This window comes from Frigoribacterium sp. PhB118, from assembly GCF_003751725.1.
Classification (GTDB): domain Bacteria; phylum Actinomycetota; class Actinomycetes; order Actinomycetales; family Microbacteriaceae; genus Frigoribacterium.
The window spans coordinates 196,942-215,104 of record NZ_RKID01000002.1; the positions used below are offsets into that span (position 1 = coordinate 196,942).

16 protein-coding genes are annotated in these 18,163 nt (G+C 73.9%); 8 read left to right on the forward strand and 8 right to left on the reverse strand.

Features of this window, described 5'->3' with window-relative positions:
- Positions 1 to 96 precede the first annotated feature (96 nt).
- A complete protein-coding gene (locus EDF21_RS07950; protein ID WP_123570968.1) occupies positions 97 to 1,362 on the forward strand; it encodes a polysaccharide pyruvyl transferase family protein in 1,266 nt (421 codons plus the stop codon).
- Between the two features lie 374 nt (positions 1,363 to 1,736).
- On the opposite strand, the gene EDF21_RS07955 is transcribed toward EDF21_RS07950, so the two are convergent.
- The 4 genes from EDF21_RS07955 to EDF21_RS07970 form a co-directional block, all read right to left on the reverse strand.
- A complete protein-coding gene (locus EDF21_RS07955; protein WP_056044714.1) occupies positions 1,737 to 2,696 on the reverse strand; it encodes a helix-turn-helix domain-containing protein in 960 nt (319 codons plus the stop codon).
- A gap of 85 nt (positions 2,697 to 2,781) precedes the next feature.
- Positions 2,782 to 3,255 carry a hypothetical protein gene (locus EDF21_RS07960; RefSeq protein ID WP_123570969.1) on the reverse strand — a complete coding sequence of 158 codons (474 nt, stop codon included), beginning with the start codon at positions 3,253 to 3,255 and terminating at the stop codon, positions 2,782 to 2,784.
- A 190-nt stretch (positions 3,256 to 3,445) separates the two neighbouring features.
- Positions 3,446 to 3,991 (reverse strand): TetR/AcrR family transcriptional regulator, encoded by a 546-nt coding sequence (locus tag EDF21_RS07965; RefSeq protein WP_123571175.1) that lies wholly within the window; start codon positions 3,989 to 3,991, stop codon positions 3,446 to 3,448.
- A gap of 11 nt (positions 3,992 to 4,002) precedes the next feature.
- Entirely contained in the window at positions 4,003 to 4,587 is a 585-nt protein-coding gene (locus EDF21_RS07970) for a sugar O-acetyltransferase (protein WP_123570970.1), read from the reverse strand.
- A 46-nt stretch (positions 4,588 to 4,633) separates the two neighbouring features.
- Here EDF21_RS07970 and EDF21_RS07975 point away from each other — a divergent pair, with 46 nt between their 5' ends.
- The 4 genes from EDF21_RS07975 to EDF21_RS07990 all read left to right on the forward strand — a co-directional run bounded on the left by EDF21_RS07975 (position 4,634) and on the right by EDF21_RS07990 (position 10,759).
- Positions 4,634 to 5,851: an MFS transporter gene (locus tag EDF21_RS07975; protein ID WP_123570971.1), complete on the forward strand. Its 1,218-nt coding sequence runs from the start codon at positions 4,634 to 4,636 to the stop codon at positions 5,849 to 5,851.
- Between the two features lie 16 nt (positions 5,852 to 5,867).
- Positions 5,868 to 7,289 carry an MFS transporter gene (locus EDF21_RS07980; protein WP_123570972.1) on the forward strand — a complete coding sequence of 474 codons (1,422 nt, stop codon included), beginning with the start codon at positions 5,868 to 5,870 and terminating at the stop codon, positions 7,287 to 7,289.
- Between the two features lie 492 nt (positions 7,290 to 7,781).
- Positions 7,782 to 8,312 (forward strand): BLUF domain-containing protein, encoded by a 531-nt coding sequence (locus tag EDF21_RS07985; RefSeq protein WP_123570973.1) that lies wholly within the window; start codon positions 7,782 to 7,784, stop codon positions 8,310 to 8,312.
- A 116-nt stretch (positions 8,313 to 8,428) separates the two neighbouring features.
- Positions 8,429 to 10,759 (forward strand): alpha-galactosidase, encoded by a 2,331-nt coding sequence (locus EDF21_RS07990; RefSeq protein WP_123570974.1) that lies wholly within the window; start codon positions 8,429 to 8,431, stop codon positions 10,757 to 10,759.
- A 230-nt stretch (positions 10,760 to 10,989) separates the two neighbouring features.
- On the opposite strand, the gene EDF21_RS07995 is transcribed toward EDF21_RS07990, so the two are convergent.
- The gene (locus EDF21_RS07995) at positions 10,990 to 12,324 is read right to left on the reverse strand and encodes an ROK family transcriptional regulator (RefSeq protein ID WP_123570975.1); all 1,335 of its coding nucleotides are present in this window, start codon (positions 12,322 to 12,324) and stop codon (positions 10,990 to 10,992) included.
- A gap of 173 nt (positions 12,325 to 12,497) precedes the next feature.
- Between EDF21_RS07995 and EDF21_RS08000 the strand changes: the two genes are divergently transcribed.
- Positions 12,498 to 12,734: a hypothetical protein gene (locus EDF21_RS08000; protein ID WP_148053668.1), complete on the forward strand. Its 237-nt coding sequence runs from the start codon at positions 12,498 to 12,500 to the stop codon at positions 12,732 to 12,734.
- An 82-nt stretch (positions 12,735 to 12,816) separates the two neighbouring features.
- On the opposite strand, the gene EDF21_RS08005 is transcribed toward EDF21_RS08000, so the two are convergent.
- From EDF21_RS08005 to EDF21_RS08015, 3 genes are all read right to left on the reverse strand, one after another.
- A complete protein-coding gene (locus EDF21_RS08005; protein WP_043596621.1) occupies positions 12,817 to 13,089 on the reverse strand; it encodes a zinc-ribbon domain-containing protein in 273 nt (90 codons plus the stop codon).
- A gap of 328 nt (positions 13,090 to 13,417) precedes the next feature.
- The gene (locus EDF21_RS08010) at positions 13,418 to 15,808 is read right to left on the reverse strand and encodes a cation-translocating P-type ATPase (protein WP_123570976.1); all 2,391 of its coding nucleotides are present in this window, start codon (positions 15,806 to 15,808) and stop codon (positions 13,418 to 13,420) included.
- Complete coding sequence (locus tag EDF21_RS08015; RefSeq protein WP_123570977.1) at positions 15,805 to 16,032, reverse strand: heavy-metal-associated domain-containing protein; 228 nt, start codon at positions 16,030 to 16,032, stop codon at positions 15,805 to 15,807. Before EDF21_RS08015 ends, EDF21_RS08010 begins: the two co-directional genes overlap by 4 nt.
- Positions 16,033 to 16,207: 175 nt before the next feature.
- Between EDF21_RS08015 and EDF21_RS08020 the strand changes: the two genes are divergently transcribed.
- On the forward strand, positions 16,208 to 17,044 hold the full coding sequence (locus EDF21_RS08020) for an alpha/beta fold hydrolase (protein WP_043596618.1): 837 nt from the start codon (positions 16,208 to 16,210) through the stop codon (positions 17,042 to 17,044).
- Positions 17,045 to 17,260: 216 nt separating this feature from the next.
- Positions 17,261 to 17,968, forward strand: a complete 708-nt coding sequence (locus tag EDF21_RS08025) for a hypothetical protein (protein WP_123570978.1) — start codon at positions 17,261 to 17,263, stop codon at positions 17,966 to 17,968.
- The last annotated feature ends 195 nt before the right edge of the window (positions 17,969 to 18,163 follow it).

Here is an 18,163-nt window from a genome sequence, read left to right on the forward strand (position 1 = left end):
CGGTGGCGGGCCGGTGTGCTCGACGCCGCGGGGGTCCGGTACCGTCGTGGGCGGCATCGATCCCGCTGCCGAGTCCCGCAGCGAGAGGTCACACCCGTGCGAATCGTCACCATCGGAGACGTCGGCGTGCTCGACGGCATGGTTCACATCGGCGACGAGGCGATGTTCCACGAGGCGACCGTGCAGCTGCGCGCCCGCGGCGCCACGATCACCGGCGTCTCGTCGAACCCGGCCGAGACCGCCGAGCGCTACGGCATCGACGCCGTGCCCGCGATCGGCTTCCACCCCGCGACGACCGGCGGCCGGCTCGGCCAGCGCGAGCGACGCGCCCGCGTGCTGTCGGCGATCGACGGAGGCGCGGGTCACCTCCCGCAGGACGACCCGGCCTGGCAGGTGGTCGAGGCCGTCCGCGAAGCCGACGGCGTGCTCGTCGCCGGCGGCGGCAACATGGCCTCGCTCTGGCCGATGCACGTCTACGAGCGGAACACGCTCGGGCTCATCGCCCGACGCTTCGACAAGCCGCTGGTCGTCAGCGGGCAGACCATCGGGCCGGTGCTCGAGGGCGAGGACCGCGAGCTCGTCACCGAACTGCTCGACGCCGCCGCACTCGTGGGCCTGCGCGAGGGCGCGTCTCTCGAGCTCGTGCGGTCGCTCGGCGTCGACCCGACGACGACCGTGGGGACGGTGGACGACGCGAGCTTCCTCGGGTTCGAGGCCGCGCCTACTGCCGGGGGTGCGGCGTCCGTAGCGGGTGCGGCGGGTGCGGCGGGCGCGGCGTCCGTGGCGGGCGCGGCGGCGCCGTACCTCGCCGTCAGCCTGTCCGCGCACGTGGGCGACGCCGACCGGGGAGCCTTCGCCACGGCCGTCGCCCGACTGCTCGACCGGGCGGCGGGCGAGGCGGGGCTCGAGGTCGTGTTCCTCGCGCACTGGGGCTCGCTCGACCCGACCGAGGAGCGCGGCGACTCGCTGCTGCACCGGGCCGTGCTCGACCAGCTGACCGTGCCGGCGCGGGTCGAACCCACGACCGACTCCCCCGCGGCCGCACGCTTCGCCCGCGGGGCGGCCCTCCACCTGACGAGCCGCTACCACCCGGCCGTGTTCGCCGTCGCGGGCGGCGTGCCGACGGTCGGGCTCGCGGTCGACGACTACACGACGATCAAGCTGACCGGGGCGCTCGGCAACTTCGGGCAGACGAGCGTCGTCTCGGCCGCGCAGCTGCTCGCGGGCGAGGCCGACGCGGTCGCGCTGGCGGCCTGGGCCGGACGCGACGCGGTGCGCTCGGCGTGGGCCGACCGCCTCGACGGTACCCGCGCGGCGTCGGCCGCCTGGTGGGACCGGGTCGCCGGCGCGCTACGCGGCTGACGCGACCCGCCTCGCGCACCATCGGGCACAACCCGCGGTCCGCGACCCGCGCGCCGTCGGGCGCGACCCGCGTCGGGTGGCGACCCGCGCCTCCAGGAGGCTGCCCCGCGTCGCGCGCACGCCGCCGGGTGACGGGCACCACGCCAGGAGGTGGTCAAGGCGCCAGGACGTGGTCACGGCGCCAGGTTTTCCCGTGGCGCGGTGACCACCTCCTGGCGTGGTGGCTGGTGGGCTGGTCGCGCCACGCCCCATCCCGCCATGAAGTAAACAGTCCGCCACACAAAGACGTGGCGGACTGTTTACATCGTGGCGGCGTGCCCACTCGAGGAGGCGCGGCGCGGCCTGCTCGCGCCGGCGCGGCTGACGGCGGGGGCTCAGCGCTGCAGCGTCGCGCTGGGGTACTCGCCGAAGCGTCCGACGTACGACGCCGTGAAGCGGCTCAGGTGGGTGAAGCCCCAGCGCTGGGCGACGGCGCCGACGGTGGCCTCGCCCGGGGCGAGCTCGATCAACTCGGCCCGCACGTGGTCGAGGCGGATGGTGCGCAGGTACTCGGTGGGCGTCACGCCGAGCTGTCGGCTGAAGGCCTGCTGCAGCCCTCGCGGCGTCAGGTGCACGGACTCGGCCAGCTGGGTCATGTTGACCGGCAGGTGCGAGTGCGTGTGCAGGTACTCGACCGCCTCGCGCAGCCGGGCGTTGCGCGGCACGAGCAGGGCGGGCGGCAGGTCGATCGACCGGTGCGAGAACGTGTCGAGCAGGGCGAACGCCGACTCGCGCTTGAGCTCGGAGCGCAGCAGCTCGGTGGACTCGCCGCCGAGGATGGTCTTCGCGGCGTTGGTGATGGTGGACTGCCAACGACGCAGGTTCGCCAGGTCGGGCACGGCCGTGTGGTCGAACTGCAACGGCCCGGCGAGGGCCCCTTCGTGCTCGGCGGCCATGCGCTCGAGGTAGGCGGCGTCGAAGTGCACCAGGTTCTGGCGGTACTCGCGCACCTCGAACTCGAAGGCCTTGCCGGTCGGGAACATCAGCGGACGGCCGATCTCGAACGCGGCCTCTTCGGCGCCCACGTCGACCCGGCCCTCGCCCGCGGTGATCCAGGCGACGACGTACTCGCGCTCGGGCTGGATGGCCCCGCGGATGTCCCCGAGGAACATCGCCGACCGCAGGGTCATGTCCTCGTCGCCCGCCGTCGTGTAGCGGTAGGCGAACGTCTCTTGCCGGGTGTCGGTGCGGAACCCGGCGCCGTTGTAGGTGTCCTCGAACAGGGCGCGCGCCTGGTCCATGTCGCGGCCGCCCATCTCGGAACGCACCGGGGGCAGGGTCTGTTCGGGTTCCATCACAGTGATCCTGCCATGACCGGGCCCCTGAAAGAACGCCCTGACCGGGCCGAAGCCCCGAAGCGGGGGCGGAGGTGCGCGGGGCTCACGCGCCGGCGGGGCTCGTCGCCGGGCCGAAGGCCTTCGTGAACGCCGCCTTGAGCACGGCCTTGAAGCCCGTCGGCAGCCGCGTGCGGTGCAGCACGTCGGCCTCGACGACCAGCGCGAAGAACGTCTCGCCCTCGACCAGCCACCAGGCCCGCACCGTCTCGGTCGAGAACACGGCCTCGCCGTCGGGCTCGTCGGGACTCTCGACGATGACGCGGTCCTCGTAGAGGGCCACCGCACCGTGTTCGCCGTTCATGGACGCCGAGCACTCGAAGACCAGGTCGGGGTCGAGCGGGGGCGCGAAGTCGCCGAAGAAGAGGTCGGCCGCCGCTGTGCGGGTCGCGTCGCCGATCTCGCCGAAGTCGCTGGCGACGTTGAAGTCGCCGAACGCCGTGTCGGAGGCGTCCGAACCGGCGGCCCCGGGAGCGTCGACCTCGGGGGCGCGGCGCGACATGTCGCTCTCTGCGTCCACTGGTTTCTCGACTCTCGTCCCGATCCGGTGCGTACCTTCTCACCGCCGTGCATCTTCTGCACCGGTTCCATTAGAGCGCCTAGCTACTGTGAGTCGCATCCCGGTGCGACGTCAGTTCGGTTTGTGGCCATGTCGAGCGGAACCGCAGGAGGCGCGGCCGGCGACGGTCAGGAGGCGCGGCGGACGACGGTCAGGAGGCGCGCGTGATGCGGTCCACGGCCTCGCGGGTCAGCGCACGACTCGGCGGGGACGGGTCGAGGGCGCGGTGGATCGAGAGCCCCTCGATCAGGGCGTCGACCTGGCGGGCCGTGTCCGGGTCGAAGTGGCGCTCGAGCTCGACCCGGCTGCGGCGCATCCACTCGCGGGTGATCTCGCGGAACCTCGGCTCCCGCGCGGCCAGCGTGTAGAGCTCGTAGCTGAGCACCTGGTCGCGGACCGCGGCAGGGCCGGTCAGGTCGTCGTGGACCAACGCGACCACCGCCTCCTTGGCGTCGTCGCGGGTGGTCGCGGCACCGAGCCGGCGCTCGAACCGCACGATGATCGTCTCGGCGAAGCGGGAGAACGCCTCGTACAGCAGTTCGTCCATGCCGTCGAAGTGGTACGTCATCGAGCCCAGGGGCACGTCGGCGCGCGCTGCGATCTTGCGGTGCGAGGCGCCGGCGACGCCGACCTCGGCCACGACGTCGAGCGCCACGTCGATGAGGCGGTCACGACGGTCGGGCTCGGTACGTCGCACGGCGCCCACGATCAGATGCTCCTCAGCACGCGGGCCGGATTGCCGACCGCGACCACGTTCGCCGGGACGTCCTTCGTCACCACCGCCCCGGCGCCGATCACGCTGTTCTCGCCGATCGTCACCCCGGGCAGCACGATCGCGCCGCCGCCGAGCCAGACGTTGTCGCCGATCGTGATCGGCTTCGCGGCCTCGAGCTTGTCGCGACGCGGCTGCGGCTCGACCGGGTGCGTCGGGGTCAGCAGCTGGACGTTCGGGCCGATCTGGCAGTCGGCCCCGATCGTGATCGGGGCCACGTCGAGCGCCGTCAGGCCGTAGTTGACGAACGTGCCGGCCCCGATGGTGATGGAGCTGCCGTAGTCGACGTACACCGGCGGCCGGACGTGGGCCGTCTCGTGCATGCTGCCGAACAGCTCGCGCGCGACGGCCTGCGCGGCGTCGACGTCGTCGGCGAAGACCGCGGCGAAGCGCGCCTGCAAGGTGATCGCCCGCTGCTGCTGCGCCGCGATCTCGGGGTCGTCCGCGATGTAGAGGTCGCCCGCGAGCATCCGCTCGTGGTTCGTGCGCGGGTCGCCGGCGAAGTGGTCGGTGGTGGTCATGCACGACACCCTAGACGACGAGCGTACGAACGTACACACTGGACCCATGACCAACCGACCGCCGTTCAGCCCCGAGCTCGCCCGACGCCGGGCGGCGGTGTTCGTCTTCATGGCGGTCGTCGGCGTCTCGCTCGCCTCGTGGGTCGTGCGGACCCCGGCCATCCGCGACCTGCTGCAGGCGTCGACGGGCGAGATGGGCCTCGTCATCTTCGGCCTGTCCGTCGGGTCGATGGGCGGCATCGTGTCGTCCGCCCCGATCGTGCGACGTCACGGAGCCCACCGCGCCGTGGCGATCGGCGGCAGCTCGCTGGTCGCCGGCGTGGCCCTGGTCGGCGTGGCCGCCTCGCTCTCGATCACCCCCGGCGTCTTCGTCGGCCTCGCCCTGGTCGGGGCAGGGGTCGGCCTGGCCGAGATCGCCGTCAACATCGAGGGCGCCGCCATCGAGACCGCCTCCGGCCGGTCGGTGCTGCCCGTGCTGCACGGCTGCTTCAGCCTCGGCACGGTCGCGGGGGCCGGCCTCGGCATCCTGCTGACGGCGACGCACGTCCCCGTCCAGTGGCACCTGCTCGGGGTCGCGCTCGCGGGTGGCGCCGCACTGGCCTGGGCGGTACCGATCGTGCCGCGCTCGACCGGACGCTCCGACGAGCGGGCCGAGCGCGCCTCCGGGGTGCGGGCCCGGCTCGCCGGGTCGCTCGCGGTCTGGCACGACCGCCGGCTCGTGCTGCTCGGCCTGATCGTGCTCGCGCTCGCCCTGGCCGAGGGGTCGGCCAACGACTGGCTGCCGCTGCTCTTCGTCGACGGGCACGGGGTCTCGGCGACCGCCGGCACGGTCGTCTTCACGGCGTTCGCGGCAGCGATGACGGTCGGCCGCTTCCTCGGCGAACCGCTGCTCGCCCGCTTCGGGCACGCCACCGTGCTGCGCGCCAGCGCACTGGTCTCGGCGGTCGGGATCGCCCTCGTCGTCTTCTCGGACTCGGTCGTCGTCGCGGGCGTCGCCGTCGTGCTGTGGGGACTGGGCGCTGCCCTGGGCTTCCCGGTGACCGTCTCGGCCGCGGCCGACGGCGACGACCCGACGACGGCGGTCGGAGCCGTCGCGACGATGGCCTACGTGGCGTTCCTCGTCGGGCCGCCGCTGCTCGGCTTCGTCGGCGAGCACGTGGGCCTGCGCAGCGCGATGATCGTCGTGCTGGTGGTGGTCGCGGGCGCCTCGCTGATCACCTCGGCGGCGCGTCCCCGCGAGCGGTCCGCCGCCGCCCGGCCTTAGTGTACGTTCGTACACCATGACGTCATCGACGACCTCTCCCGCGGTGCCGGCCCGCACCGTACCGACGCGCGAGGACCGCCGAGCCCGACTCGGCGTCGCCCTGCTCTTCTTCACCAACGGCGCCCTGATCGCGAACCTCCTCCCGCGCTACCCCGCCATCAAGGACGGCCTCGAGCTGTCCAACGCCGACTTCGGCCTGGCGGTCGCGGCGATGCCCGTCGGCGCGCTCGTCGCGGGGCTCGGTGCCGGATGGCTGATCCGCCGCCTCCGGTCGTCACGGGTGGCCGTGGTCGGCACGGTCGTCACCGGGGTCGCCGTCCTGCTGGCCGGCATCGCCCCGGTCGGTGGGCTGCTCGCCGCGGGCTTCCTGCTCGCCGGCGCCCTCGACGCCATCGTGGACGTCTCGCAGAACTCGCACGGACTGCGCGTGCAGTACCGCTACCGCCGGTCGATCCTCAACTCGTTCCACGCCGTGTGGAGCATCGGGGCCGTCCTCGGCGGGCTGATGGGCGGGGCGGCGGCGGGACTCGGCATCCCGATCGTCTGGCACCTCGGGGCCTCGGCGCTGATCTTCGCCGTCGTGGCGCTCGTCGCCTACCCGCTGCTGCTCGCCGGGCCCGAACCGGCCGAGGGGGCGGCCGGGGGCCCGTCCAAGGGTCCGTCCGAGACGGCCGACGCGGCGGTCCTGCCCGGCGACGACGTGACCGCGGGCGCCGGGGCGGCGGCCGCACCCGTGGCGACGGACGCCCCCGACGGCGGAGCGCAGGAGGCGCGGGCCGGCTCGGCGACCGGGGCGGGCTCCGTCGACGACGCGACCCGCGCCTCCTCGGCTCGTGACGGTCACCGCGTCTCGCCCGGGTTCGTCGCGAAGTGGGGCGTGCTGCTGGCCCTCGTCGTCATCGCGTCGTCGGGCGCCGTCGTCGAGGACGCCGGCAGCACGTGGGCCGCGCTCTACCTGGGGTCGCTCGGGGCCGGCGTGACCGTCGCCGCCCTCGGGTTCGTCTCGCTGCAGGGGGCCCAGTTCGTCGGACGACTGCTGGGCGACGGCATGGTCGACCGCTTCGGCCAGAAGGCCGTCGCCCGGGCCGGGGGCGTCTTCGTCGCGGTGGGCATGGGCATCGCCCTGGCGTTCCCGTCGGTGATCGGCACGATCCTCGGCTTCGCGGCGGCGGGGTTCGGCGTCGCGACCCTGATCCCGGCGGCGATGCACGCGGCGGACAACCTGCCCGGGTTCCGGGCCGGCACGGGGCTGACGCTGGTGAGCTGGCTGCTGCGACTGGGGTTCCTGGCGTCGCCGCCCGTCGTCGGGTTCGTCGCGGACTCGGCCGGGCTGCGGTACGGACTGCTGCTCGTGCCCGTGGTGGGCGTGGCCGTGGTGCTGCTCGCCGGGGTGCTCGAGGGACGTCGGGCCCGGGGGGCGGCACCGCGCGGCAGCTGATCCGGTCCGTGCCGGACCGGGTCGGGTCGGGTCGGGTCGGGTCGGGTCGGGTCGGGTCGGGTCGGGTCGGGTCGCACCACCGTCGCGTCGTCGAACCGTGTTCCGAGGTGGTTCGACGACGCGAGCGTGGTGCGACCTCGGGGCACCCGCCGGTCACGGTGCGAGCCCGGGTCGGCGGTGCGACGGTGACGCGGCGCGGCCGGTCAGGGCAGGCCGAGTGGTTCGGGCTCGGGGGTCGGCGGCACGGTTCCAGCGGAGGGCGGACGATGCCCCGGGCCGAGTGAGGTCGCACCACCGATGCGTCGTCGAGCCACGCACGAGGGTGGTTCGACGACACGTCGGTGGTGCGAACTGGTCGGGCGGTGACGTGGCCGGGACGCGGCCGGGACGTAGGGGCCGGGGTCGGACCTGTCAGCGCCCAGAAGTGGGGAGTGCGGCGGGGCCGGACGCCGTGCAGAATCGGTCCAGCCCCGAGCCCGAGGAGGCCCACCCGTGCTGTCCACCGTGTACGTCAGTCGATCGTCGTACCCCTTCACCGACGACGACCTGGCCAACCTGCTGATGACCAGTCGCTCGAACAACGCCCGCCTGGGGATCACCGGCATGCTGCTGCACCGCGAGGGCCGCTTCATCCAGGTGCTCGAGGGGCCCGAGGAGGCGGTCCGTGAGCGCCTCGCCGTGATCGCGCGCGACCCCCGGCACACGGCCGTGCACACCATCGTCGACGAACTCGTCGAGGACCGGCTGTTCCCCGCCTGGACCATGGGCTACCGGGCCGTCACGGACGACCTGGCGACGGTCCTCCCGGGCTACGCCGACGTCTTCGACTCCGGCACCGGCACCGGCACCGGCACCGGCTCCGGCTCCGGTACGGGCTCCGCCTCCGTCGCGCGTGCCGCCGTCCGCGACGACTTCAGCAACCTGTCCCCGTCGTCGTCGCACAAGGTCCGCACCCTGCTGCGCTGGTTCCGTGACCAGCCGACCGACGTGACCGACGGGCTGTTCTCGCCCCGCGCCTCCTGACGGGGGCCTGCTGACCGGGGCCCGCCGGCCCGCGGTCCGCCCGCCGGGGTTGTGACCCCCGCTCGGCGTCGGAGATACTTTTCGGACGAAAGTATCTGCCGCCGTCTGGAGCACCCGTGTCGCACCCCACCCCGTCGCCCACCGTCGTCGCGCCGTCCCGAGCACCCGACGCGTTCGTCCACCTGAGCAGCGCCGGCGTCAGCCTGCTGCTCGACGTCACCGACGCGCGCCTGCCGGCGGTCCTGCACTGGGGCGCCGCCCTCGGCCGGCCGACGCTCGAGGACGTGCGGTCCCTCGCCGCCGCGGCGGTGCCGCCGTACGTCAACAACCTGATGGACGAGCCGGTGCGCCTGGCGATCCTGCCCGAGCACCACGCGGGCTGGTCGGGCAAGCCCGGCGTCGGCGGCCACCGCTCGGACGGCGCCGACTGGTCGCCGCGGTTCATGGTCGACGCGCTCGACGTGACGGGCGAGGCGGAGGCGACCCGCGCCTCCTCGGGTCCCGAGCTGGTCGACGCCGGCGCCGCCGTCGTCACGGTCGAGGCGCACGACGACGTCGCCGGGCTCGCCGTCGTGCTCGAGATCGAGCTGACGGCGAGCGGGCTCGTCCGCACCCGGGCCGAGCTGACGAACGTCGCCGGGCGACGCGGAGGCGGTCGGTCGACCCCCGGCGATGACCGGGCGGCGAGCACCGCGGCCGGCGCCGCGAGCACGGCGGCGGACGTGTACACGCTGACCGACCTGCACCTGGCCCTGCCGGTGCCGCCACGAGCCCGCGAGATCCTCGACTTCGCGGGCCGCTGGGGCAAGGAGCGCACGCCCCAGCGCCGCGAGCTCGTCGTCGGCGTGCACGAACGCGAGGGACGCAAGGGCCGCACCGGCCCGGACGCCGCGACCGTGCTGAGCGTCGGCGTGCCCGGGTTCGGCTTCGGCGCCGGCTCGGGAGAGGTCTGGGGGCTGCACGTCGGGTTCAGCGGCGGCCACCGGCACTACGCCGAACGCCTGTCGACCGGGGCGCAGGTGCTGGGCGGCGGCGAGTTGCTGCTGCCGGGCGAGCTGCGGCTCGAAGTGGGCGAGTCGTACCGCAGCCCGTGGGTGTTCGGCTCGTACGGCGACGGCCTCGACGACCAGGCCCGGCGGTTCCACCGGTGGTTGCGCTCCCGCGAGCAGCACCCGACCCGCCCGCGCCCGATGACGATCAACGTCTGGGAGGCCGTCTACTTCGACCACGACCTCGCCCGCCTGCGCGACCTGGCCGACCGGGCCGCCGCCCTCGGCGTCGAGCGGTACGTGCTCGACGACGGGTGGTTCCGGGGGCGACGCGACGACCACGCCGGCCTCGGCGACTGGGTGGTCGACGGCGACGTCTGGCCCGACGGCCTGTCACCGCTGATCGACCACGTCACGGGCCTCGGCATGGAGTTCGGCCTCTGGTTCGAGCCCGAGATGGTCAACGAGGACAGCGACCTCGCCCGCGAGCACCCCGAGTGGATCCTGCAGACCGGCGACCGCCTGCCCCCGCGGTCGCGCGACCAGCAGGTGCTGAACCTCGGCATCGCCGGGGCGTTCGAGCACGTGCTCGGCCAGATGACGGCGATCCTCACCGAGTACGACATCGCCTACCTGAAGTGGGACCACAACCGCGACCTCGTCGACGCCGGCACCTGGCCGACCGGTGCCGCGGGCGTCCACGAGCAGACCCTCGCGGCGTACCGGCTGATGGACGAGCTCAAGGCGAGGTTCCCCGGTCTCGAGATCGAGTCGTGCTCGTCCGGCGGCGCCCGCGTCGACCTCGGCGTGCTCGAGCGCACCGACCGCGTCTGGGTCAGCGACTGCATCGACCCGCTCGACCGGCAGCAGATGAACCGCTGGACGATGCAGCTGCTGCCGCCCGAGCTGCTCGGCTCGCACATCGCCTCGGGCGTCAGCCACTCGACCGGCCGCTGGCACGAGCTGTCGTTCCGGGCGGGCACCGCCCTGTTCGGCCACCTCGGCATCGAGTGGGACCTCGCCCGGGCGACCGACGCCGAGAACCGTGACCTCGCCGCGTGGATCGCGCTCTACAAGGAGCACCGCCAGCTGATGCACACGGGCGACCTCGTGCGGGTCGACGAGGCCGACCCGTCGCTGCTGGTCTACGGTTCGGTCGCGGCCGACGCGAGCGAGGCCCTGTTCTTCCTCGCCTACGTGGGGCGGTCGGACGTCGCACCGCTCGGCCGCGTGCTGCTGCCCGGGCTCGACCCCGAGCGCCGGTACCGGGTCGCCCCCGTCACCGTCGGCTCGCCCGACCACGGCCTGACGCCCCCGCCGTGGTGGGGCGCGGCGGACGAGGGCGGCGCGTACCCCGGGGTGGTGCTCGACGGGCGCGCCCTGGCGGTCGCCGGGCTGCAGGCGCCGTCGTCGTTCCCCGAGCGGGTCGTGCTGCTGCGGGTCACCGCCGCGGGGTGAGGTGGGGGCGGCTGCCCGGCTCGCTGCCCGAGGAACCCCGTTCACGACGATGAACCCCGATGAATCGGGGTTCGTCTTCGCATTCGGGGTTCATCGGCGAACGGTCGGGCAGGAGGCGCGGGTCGGGCAGGAGGCGCGGGGCGGGCAGGAGGCGCGGGTCGCGTCCCGAGGGGCGCTCGCGGCGTCAGCGACCGAGCACGCGCGGCCTCGGCGACCGAGCGCGCGCGGCGTCAGCGACCGAGCGCGTGCATCTGGATGGCGACGGCGGCGGCGCCGCGGGCCCACTCGTCGAACCGGAACTCCTGGACGAGCAGGCGGGGCGGCGGGACCGCCCGGTGGGCGTCGCGTGCGATCGCCGCGTCCACCGCGGCCCCGCCGACGGTCGCGAGCCGCACGCCCTCGCCCGACATGAGGACCACCTCGGGGTCGAGCACGTTCAGCACGCCCGCGATCAGCTGGCCCAGGACGTCGGCGGCGGTGTCGACGACGACCCGCGCCTCCTGGTGTCCGTCGGCGGCGAGGACGAGCAGGTCGTCGTAGGCGACCGGGCGGCCGAGGGCCCGGGCGGCGGCGGCCTCGACCGCGGCGACCGTGAGGAACGCGCTCGCGCAGTCGTGGTGTCCGAGGTCGCAGGTGGGGGCCGGCACGTCGGCGCGGGCCGCAGCGGCGGCCGACGCGGGCACGCGCGCCGGCACCGGCACCGGCACGGGCACCGGCACCGGCAAGGGCACTTGCACCGGCACCGGCACCGGCACGGGCACGGCCACGGGCGCGGGCACGCCCTCGGGCGCCACGATCCGCTGGTGCCCGACGCTGCCCGCCGACGAGTGCGCCCCGCCGAGCACCTCGCCCGCGGCGACGAGGCCGAGCCCCACGCCGGCGCCGATCGTGACGAGGGCGAACGAGCGCAGCCCGCGTCCCTCGCCGAACCAGAGCTCGGCCTGGGTCAGCGCGCGGACGTCGTTCTCGACCCAGGTCGGCAGGTCGGTCATGGCGGTCAGCAACTCGGCGAGGGGCACGTCGTCCCAGCCGAGGAACGGCGCGTGCCGCACGTGGGCACGGTCGACGACCTGTCCGCCGACGGTGACGCCGACCGCGCGGATGCGGTCGTCCCGGCCGCGGGCCGAGGTCACGACCGCCGCGACCTGGGCGACGACGGCGGCGGGCGACGGGTCGGGCAGGTCGTCGTCGTGCCCGTCCAGCACCCTGCCCCGCTGGTCGGTCACGACGACGAAGAGGCGGTCACGGGTCAGCTTGACGCCGACGAAGTGGTGGGCGTCCGGGTCGAGGTCGAGCGGGACCGACGGGCGACCCGAGCCGGACGGCGCGAGGGACGCGCGTTCGACCAGCAGCCCGCTCTCGAGCAGGGGTCTGGTGATGCGCGTGAGGCTCGGGCCCGACAGGCCGAGCCGGGCGGCGAGCTCGGTCCGGGGGCGGGCGCCGTGCACGAGGATGTCGAGCACCACGGCCTGCGCGCTGCCGGCCAGCGGGGACCAGCCGCCGTGGGCGTGGCCGAGGGAACCGTGAGCGGGAGCGGCGTGCCCGGGAGCGTGGGAGTCCGTCACGCGACGATCCTAGGTGGCCGACCCGCGCCTCCTCGTCCCGACGTCGGGCTCCGCCCTGGCCGAGCCGGCGCCGCGTCGGGTCCCCCCGACGCCCGTCGCTGCGTACCCCGCCACCCGAAGTGGGGGACAACCGAGGGGGCCCTCGTGGCCGAACATGAGTCGTGGTGATCCTCATGGACGAAACGCGCGAACTCCCCCTGTGCACGCTGTGCGCGTCGCCGACCCGTCTCGAGCCCAACCCGTTCTACGGCACGGCCCTCTCGGTGCACCGTCACGTGCTCGTCTGCACCTCGTGCGCGACCGTCGGCTTCGCCCCGGCCGTCGCCGACGCCCCCGAGGAGGCGCGGCTCCGGTCCCGCCCCGTCGGCCTGCGTGCCCGCGTGGCCGGCTGGTACCGCGCGCTGCCCTGACGCCGCGGCCGTGCCTCCCTGGGCGTCCCGTGTCGCCGAGCGGTCGGTCAGCCCTGCGGCCGGCCGCCGCGGGAGCGGTCGGTCAGCCCTGCGACCGGCCGCCGCGGGAGGCCGCGGCATGCTCGGCGTCGGCCTGGAACCGGCCGGCCGCCTCGGCGTCGAGCTCGGTGCCCGCGCCGCAGTAGGCGCAGGTGTAGACGTGCTTCGTCGAGTACGGGATCACCGGGATGAAGAACAGCGTGAACCACCGACGGTGCTTGACCAGTCGCTGCGCGGCCTCGTTCCCGCAGACCCGGCAGACGAAGAAGAGAACGCCGAGCAGGGCGCTCGTGCCCTTGGTGCCGAAGATGATCATGCGCTCACCCTAGGCGGCGTCGGAGCAGCCGGGCGGGCGGCGGTCGTCGGACATCCGCTCCCTCCTCTCGGTGTTCGCGCCGGCGAACACCGCGAGAGAGCCAGGGACCCACCCCGTGGGATCGACGTTTGCACGTCGATCGTCATGGGATTACACTTCCGATGAGATGAAGCGGGATCTCTGTTGGGTCCCTGGTTCTCTTCACGGAGAGCACATCGAGGCCCGAGATCGGTTGGACGGTCTCGGGCTTCGCCATGCCCGGGGGTCGTTCCGGCGGTGCGACTCGAGCGGGCACGCGGGCACGCGGGCACGCGGAGCCCGCCCCGCCTCACCCGGCGCGGAACCGCCGCAGGCGCAGGCTGTTCGTCACGACGAACACGGACGACGCCGCCATCGCCGCGCCGGCCAGCACGGGGTTGAGCAGCCCGAGCATCGCGACCGGGATCGCCGCGACGTTGTAGGCGAAGGCCCAGAACAGGTTGCCCTTGATGGTGCCGAGCGTGGCCCGTGACAGGCGGATGGCGTCGGCCACCCCGGCGAGCTCGCCGCTGACGACGGTCAGGTCGCCGGCCGCGATGGCCGCGTCCGTGCCGGTCCCGAGGGCGATGCCCAGGTCGGCGGTGGCGAGGGCCGCCGCGTCGTTGACGCCGTCGCCGACCATGGCGACGACGCGACCCTCGGCCTGCAACCGGGCCACCGCCTCCACCTTCTGCTGCGGGGTCGCCTGCGCCACGACGTCCGCCGCGGCGATGCCGACCTGCGCCGCGACGTGCCGCGCCGCGCCCGCGTTGTCGCCGGTCAGCAGCACGGGCGTCAGGCCCAGGCCGCGGAACCGCTCGACGGCCTCGCGCGCACCGGGCTTCACGGTGTCCGCGACGGTGACGACACCGCGCACCCGACCGTCCCAGGCGACGGCGACGGGGGTCGCACCGGTCGCCTCGGCGGCGGCGAACGCCCTCTCGAGCCCGGGAGGCGCGGTGACCGACCACTCGTCGGCCAGCCACCCGGGGCGGCCGACCAGCACGAGCGTGCCGTCGACGAGGGCCTGGACGCCGGCCCCGGCGTGGGCGGTGAACTGCTCGGCGGCCGGGACGACGACCCCGCGCCGGGCGGCCTCGGCCTCGACCGCGCGGGCGACCGGGTGCTCCGAGCCGGACTCGACGGCGGCGGCCCGGGCCAGGACGTCGTCGACCCCGGTGGCCGCGGCGTCGTCGAGGACGACCTCGCGCACGCTCATCCGCCCGGTCGTGACCGTCCCGGTCTTGTCGAGGACGATCGTGTCGACCGTGCGGGTGCGCTCGAGCACCTGCGGCCCCCGGATCACGATGCCGAGCTGCGAGCCGCGGCCCGTGCCGACCAGCAGCGCGGTGGGCGTCGCGAGCCCGAGCGCGCACGGGCAGGCGATGATCAGGGTGGCGACGGCGGCGGTGAACGCGGTCTGCAGCGACCCGGCGAAGAAGCCACCGCCCCCGGCACCCCCGACGAAGCCGCCGAACGCGAGCCAGCCGACGAAGGTCAGCACCGCCAGCCCGATCACGACCGGCACGAACACGGCCGAGACCCGGTCGGCCAGTCGCTGGACCTCGGCCTTGCCGCTCTGCGCCTCCTCGACGAGGCGTCCGAGCCGGGCGAGCTCGGTGTCGGCCCCGACGCGGGTGATCTCGACGAGCAGGCGTCCGCCCACGTTGAGGGTCGCTCCGACGACGCGGTCGCCCGGGCCGACCTCGACCGGCACCGACTCGCCGGTCAGCATGCTCAGGTCGACCGCCGAGGTGCCCTCGCGTACGAGGGCGTCGCTGGCGATCGCCTCGCCCGGACGGACGACCACGAGGTCGCCGGGCACCAGACCCGCGGTGGCGACCCGCGCCTCCTGACCGTCGCGCAGGACGGTGGCCTCCTTCGCGCCGAGTTCGAGCAGGGCGCGCAGGGCCTCGCCCGAGCGGCGCTTGGCGCGGGCCTCGAGCCAGCGGCCGAGCAGGATGAACACGGTCACGGCCGACGCGACCTCGAGGTAGAGCTCGGTCGGACCGCCGTGGGTGGCGACCAGGCTGAACGACATGTGAATGCCCGGCCGGCCGGCGTCGCCGAAGAACAGGGCCCAGAGCGACCAGGCGAAGGCGGCGACCACGCCGACGCTGACGAGGGTGTCCATGCTCGCGGTGCCGTGGCGGAGGTTGACGGCGGCGGCGCGGTGGAAGGGCCAGGCCCCCCACACGGCGACGGGGGCCGCGAGGGTCAGCGCGAGCCACTGCCAGTTCGTGAACTGCAGGGCCGGCACCATCGACAGCACGACGACGGGCAGGGCGAGGGCGGCGCTGACGAGGGTGCGCCGGCGGAGGGCGTCGACCTCGGTGGCGCGGGCGTCCGGGGCAGCGTCGGACGAGCCGTCGGCCGCGCCGGTCGGGGACGCAGGAGGCGCGGGCACGGTGGCCCCGTACCCCGCGGCGGCCACCGTGGCGATGAGCGCGTCGACGTCGGGCACCCCGGGGTCGCCGTCGCGTGCATCGTCGACGGCACCGGCCACGACCCGCACGTGCGCCTTCTCGGTCGCGTAGTTCACCGAGGCCTCGACGCCGGGCAGCTTGTTGAGCTTGCGCTCGATGCGGTTGGCGCAGGAGGCGCAGGTCATGCCGGTGATGTCCAACTGCACCGCGTCGGGTGGCAGGGTGCTCCCGGTGACGCCCTCGCCCGGCCGACCCGCGCCTCCGGCGGTGGTCATCGTGCGGAGAGCTGGTAGCCGGCCTCTTCGACGGCGGCGCGCAGCTGGTCGTGCTCGACGGTGGCGTCGGCCTGGACCGAGACGGTGGACGCGCCTCCGGGGTTGAGGTCGACCTCGACCGAGTCGACGCCGACGACCTCGGAGAGCTCTTCGGTGACGCTCGCGACGCAGTGCTCGCAGGTCATGCCGTCGACCTGCAGGGTGGTGATGGTGGTGTCGGTCATGCGCTGTCCTCTCGATCGGGCCTCAGCTTATACCCCCTAGGGGTATCCCTGCCAGGCCTGCCCGCCGGTTGTCCCCCACCTCCGAGATGCCTCCGAGACGGCCCGGCCCCCAGGGAGGCCGACTACTAACGGAGGGGTACCCGCCAGGACGGCGGGAGAGAGAAGGCACCCGACCATGACCGAGATCACCGCACACCACGGCCTCTTCAAGGACACGAACCTCCACGTCGACGACACCGGCGGCACGGGCCGCACCGTCGTCCTGATCCACGGCTGGCCCCTCTCGGGCGAGTCGTGGAGCAAGCAGGTCCCCGCGTTCGTCGAGGCCGGCTACCGCGTCGTCACCTACGACCGCCGCGGCTTCGGACGCAGCGACAAGCCGAAGACCGGCTACGACTACGACCACCTCACCGAGGACCTGCACACCGTCCTCACCGAGCTCGACCTGCAGGACGTCACGCTCGTCGGCTTCTCGATGGGTGGCGGCGAGGTCGCCCGATACTTCAGCAAATACGGCACCGAGCGCCTGCACAGCGTCGTCTTCGCCTCGGCCGTGCCGCCGTACCTGCTCAAGACCGACGACAACCCCGACGGACCCCTCACCAAGGAGGCCGCCGCCGAGATGACGGCCGGCCTGACCAAGGACGAGGACTCGTTCTACGACGACTTCACGACCGGCTTCTTCTCGGTCGACGGCGTCCTCAAGGTGTCGGAGGCCGACCGCCAGGACGCCCTCCGTCTCGCCAAGCAGGCGAACAAGGCCGCCGCCCTCGAGGCCATGGCCTCGTTCGCGAACACCGACTTCCGTGACGACCTGACCAAGGTCACCGTGCCGACGCTGGTCATCCACGGCGACGGCGACGCGACCGTGCCGTACGAGGGCTCGGGCGCCCGGACGCACGCGGCGATCGCCGGGTCCGAGCTGCACGTGATCGCCGGTGCGCCGCACGGTGCGAACGTCAGTGACGCCGACGAGTTCAACCGCGTCGTGCTCGAGTTCCTGAAGAAGTAGAGCGGAACCCGACGCGACCGCAGGAGGCGCGGTGCCGGTCCTCGAGACCGGTGCCGCGCCTCCTGCGCACCGGCGTCGACCCCTCGGACACGACCACCCCTCGTCCGGGGGTGAAGGTCACGGGCGGGTAACGAAGTGACCGAGATCCAAACCTTCTCGCCCTCGGTGGCGAACCCTGTACATCCCCACCGGGACCAACTGACAAGGAGCTTCACCATGAACGCCTTCACTCGCAAGCGCATCACGAAAGCCGCCTTCGGCATCGCCGCCTCCGGCGCCCTGATCTTCTCGCTCGCCGCCTGCTCGTCCAACTCGGGCACCGCGACCGACACCTCCTCGACGTCGTCGTCCTCCTCGTCCGAGCCCTCGGCCGCGTCGACGCCCGCCGCGTCGATCGCCGACCTCAGCAACGGCGTCGACACCCAGGTCGCCGTCGACCAGTCCTTCGTCGACGCGATCACCTCGCTCGGCCTGACCCCCGGCGTCGTCGGCACCGCGACCTTCACCGACGGCACCTTCGCCTTCCCCATCACGGGCGGCAACGTCGACTACTACGGCCCCGACAGCGACGTGCGACCCTACGTCCAGGGCGAGATCGACCACGACGGCTCCGGCCTGTCGCTGACCTCGGCCGACGGCACCGTCGTCGAACTCACCGACTTCCGCATCGACCCGGGCGAGTCGAAGCTCTACGGCACCGTCACCGCCAACGGCACCGTCGCCGCCGAAGACGCCTACCTCTTCAACCTCTGGGGTGGCACGCTGAAGCCGATCCAGATGGAAGGCTCCAACGCCGTCCTCGAGGGCACCACGGTGCACATCAGCCCCGACGCCGCGTCGCTGCTGAACCAGACCTTCAAGACCGACGCCGTCCAGGACGAGATGCTCGTCGGCGTCGCGAAGATCACCGCCGCCACGGAGTAGTACCTGCCTGGCCGGCTACCCGCCGGCCCGGCCCCAGGGCCGCACCCCGCCTCGCGAGGTGCGGCCTGGAACCCGGGTCGTCTCCGTGACGACGCACCGGCCCCGCCCTGCTCGACGGGGTCGGCGATCCCGGTGGACCCCGCCTCGTGCTCACGCACGGGGCGGGGTTTTTCCGTTGCCGCCCGGGGCCGGCCC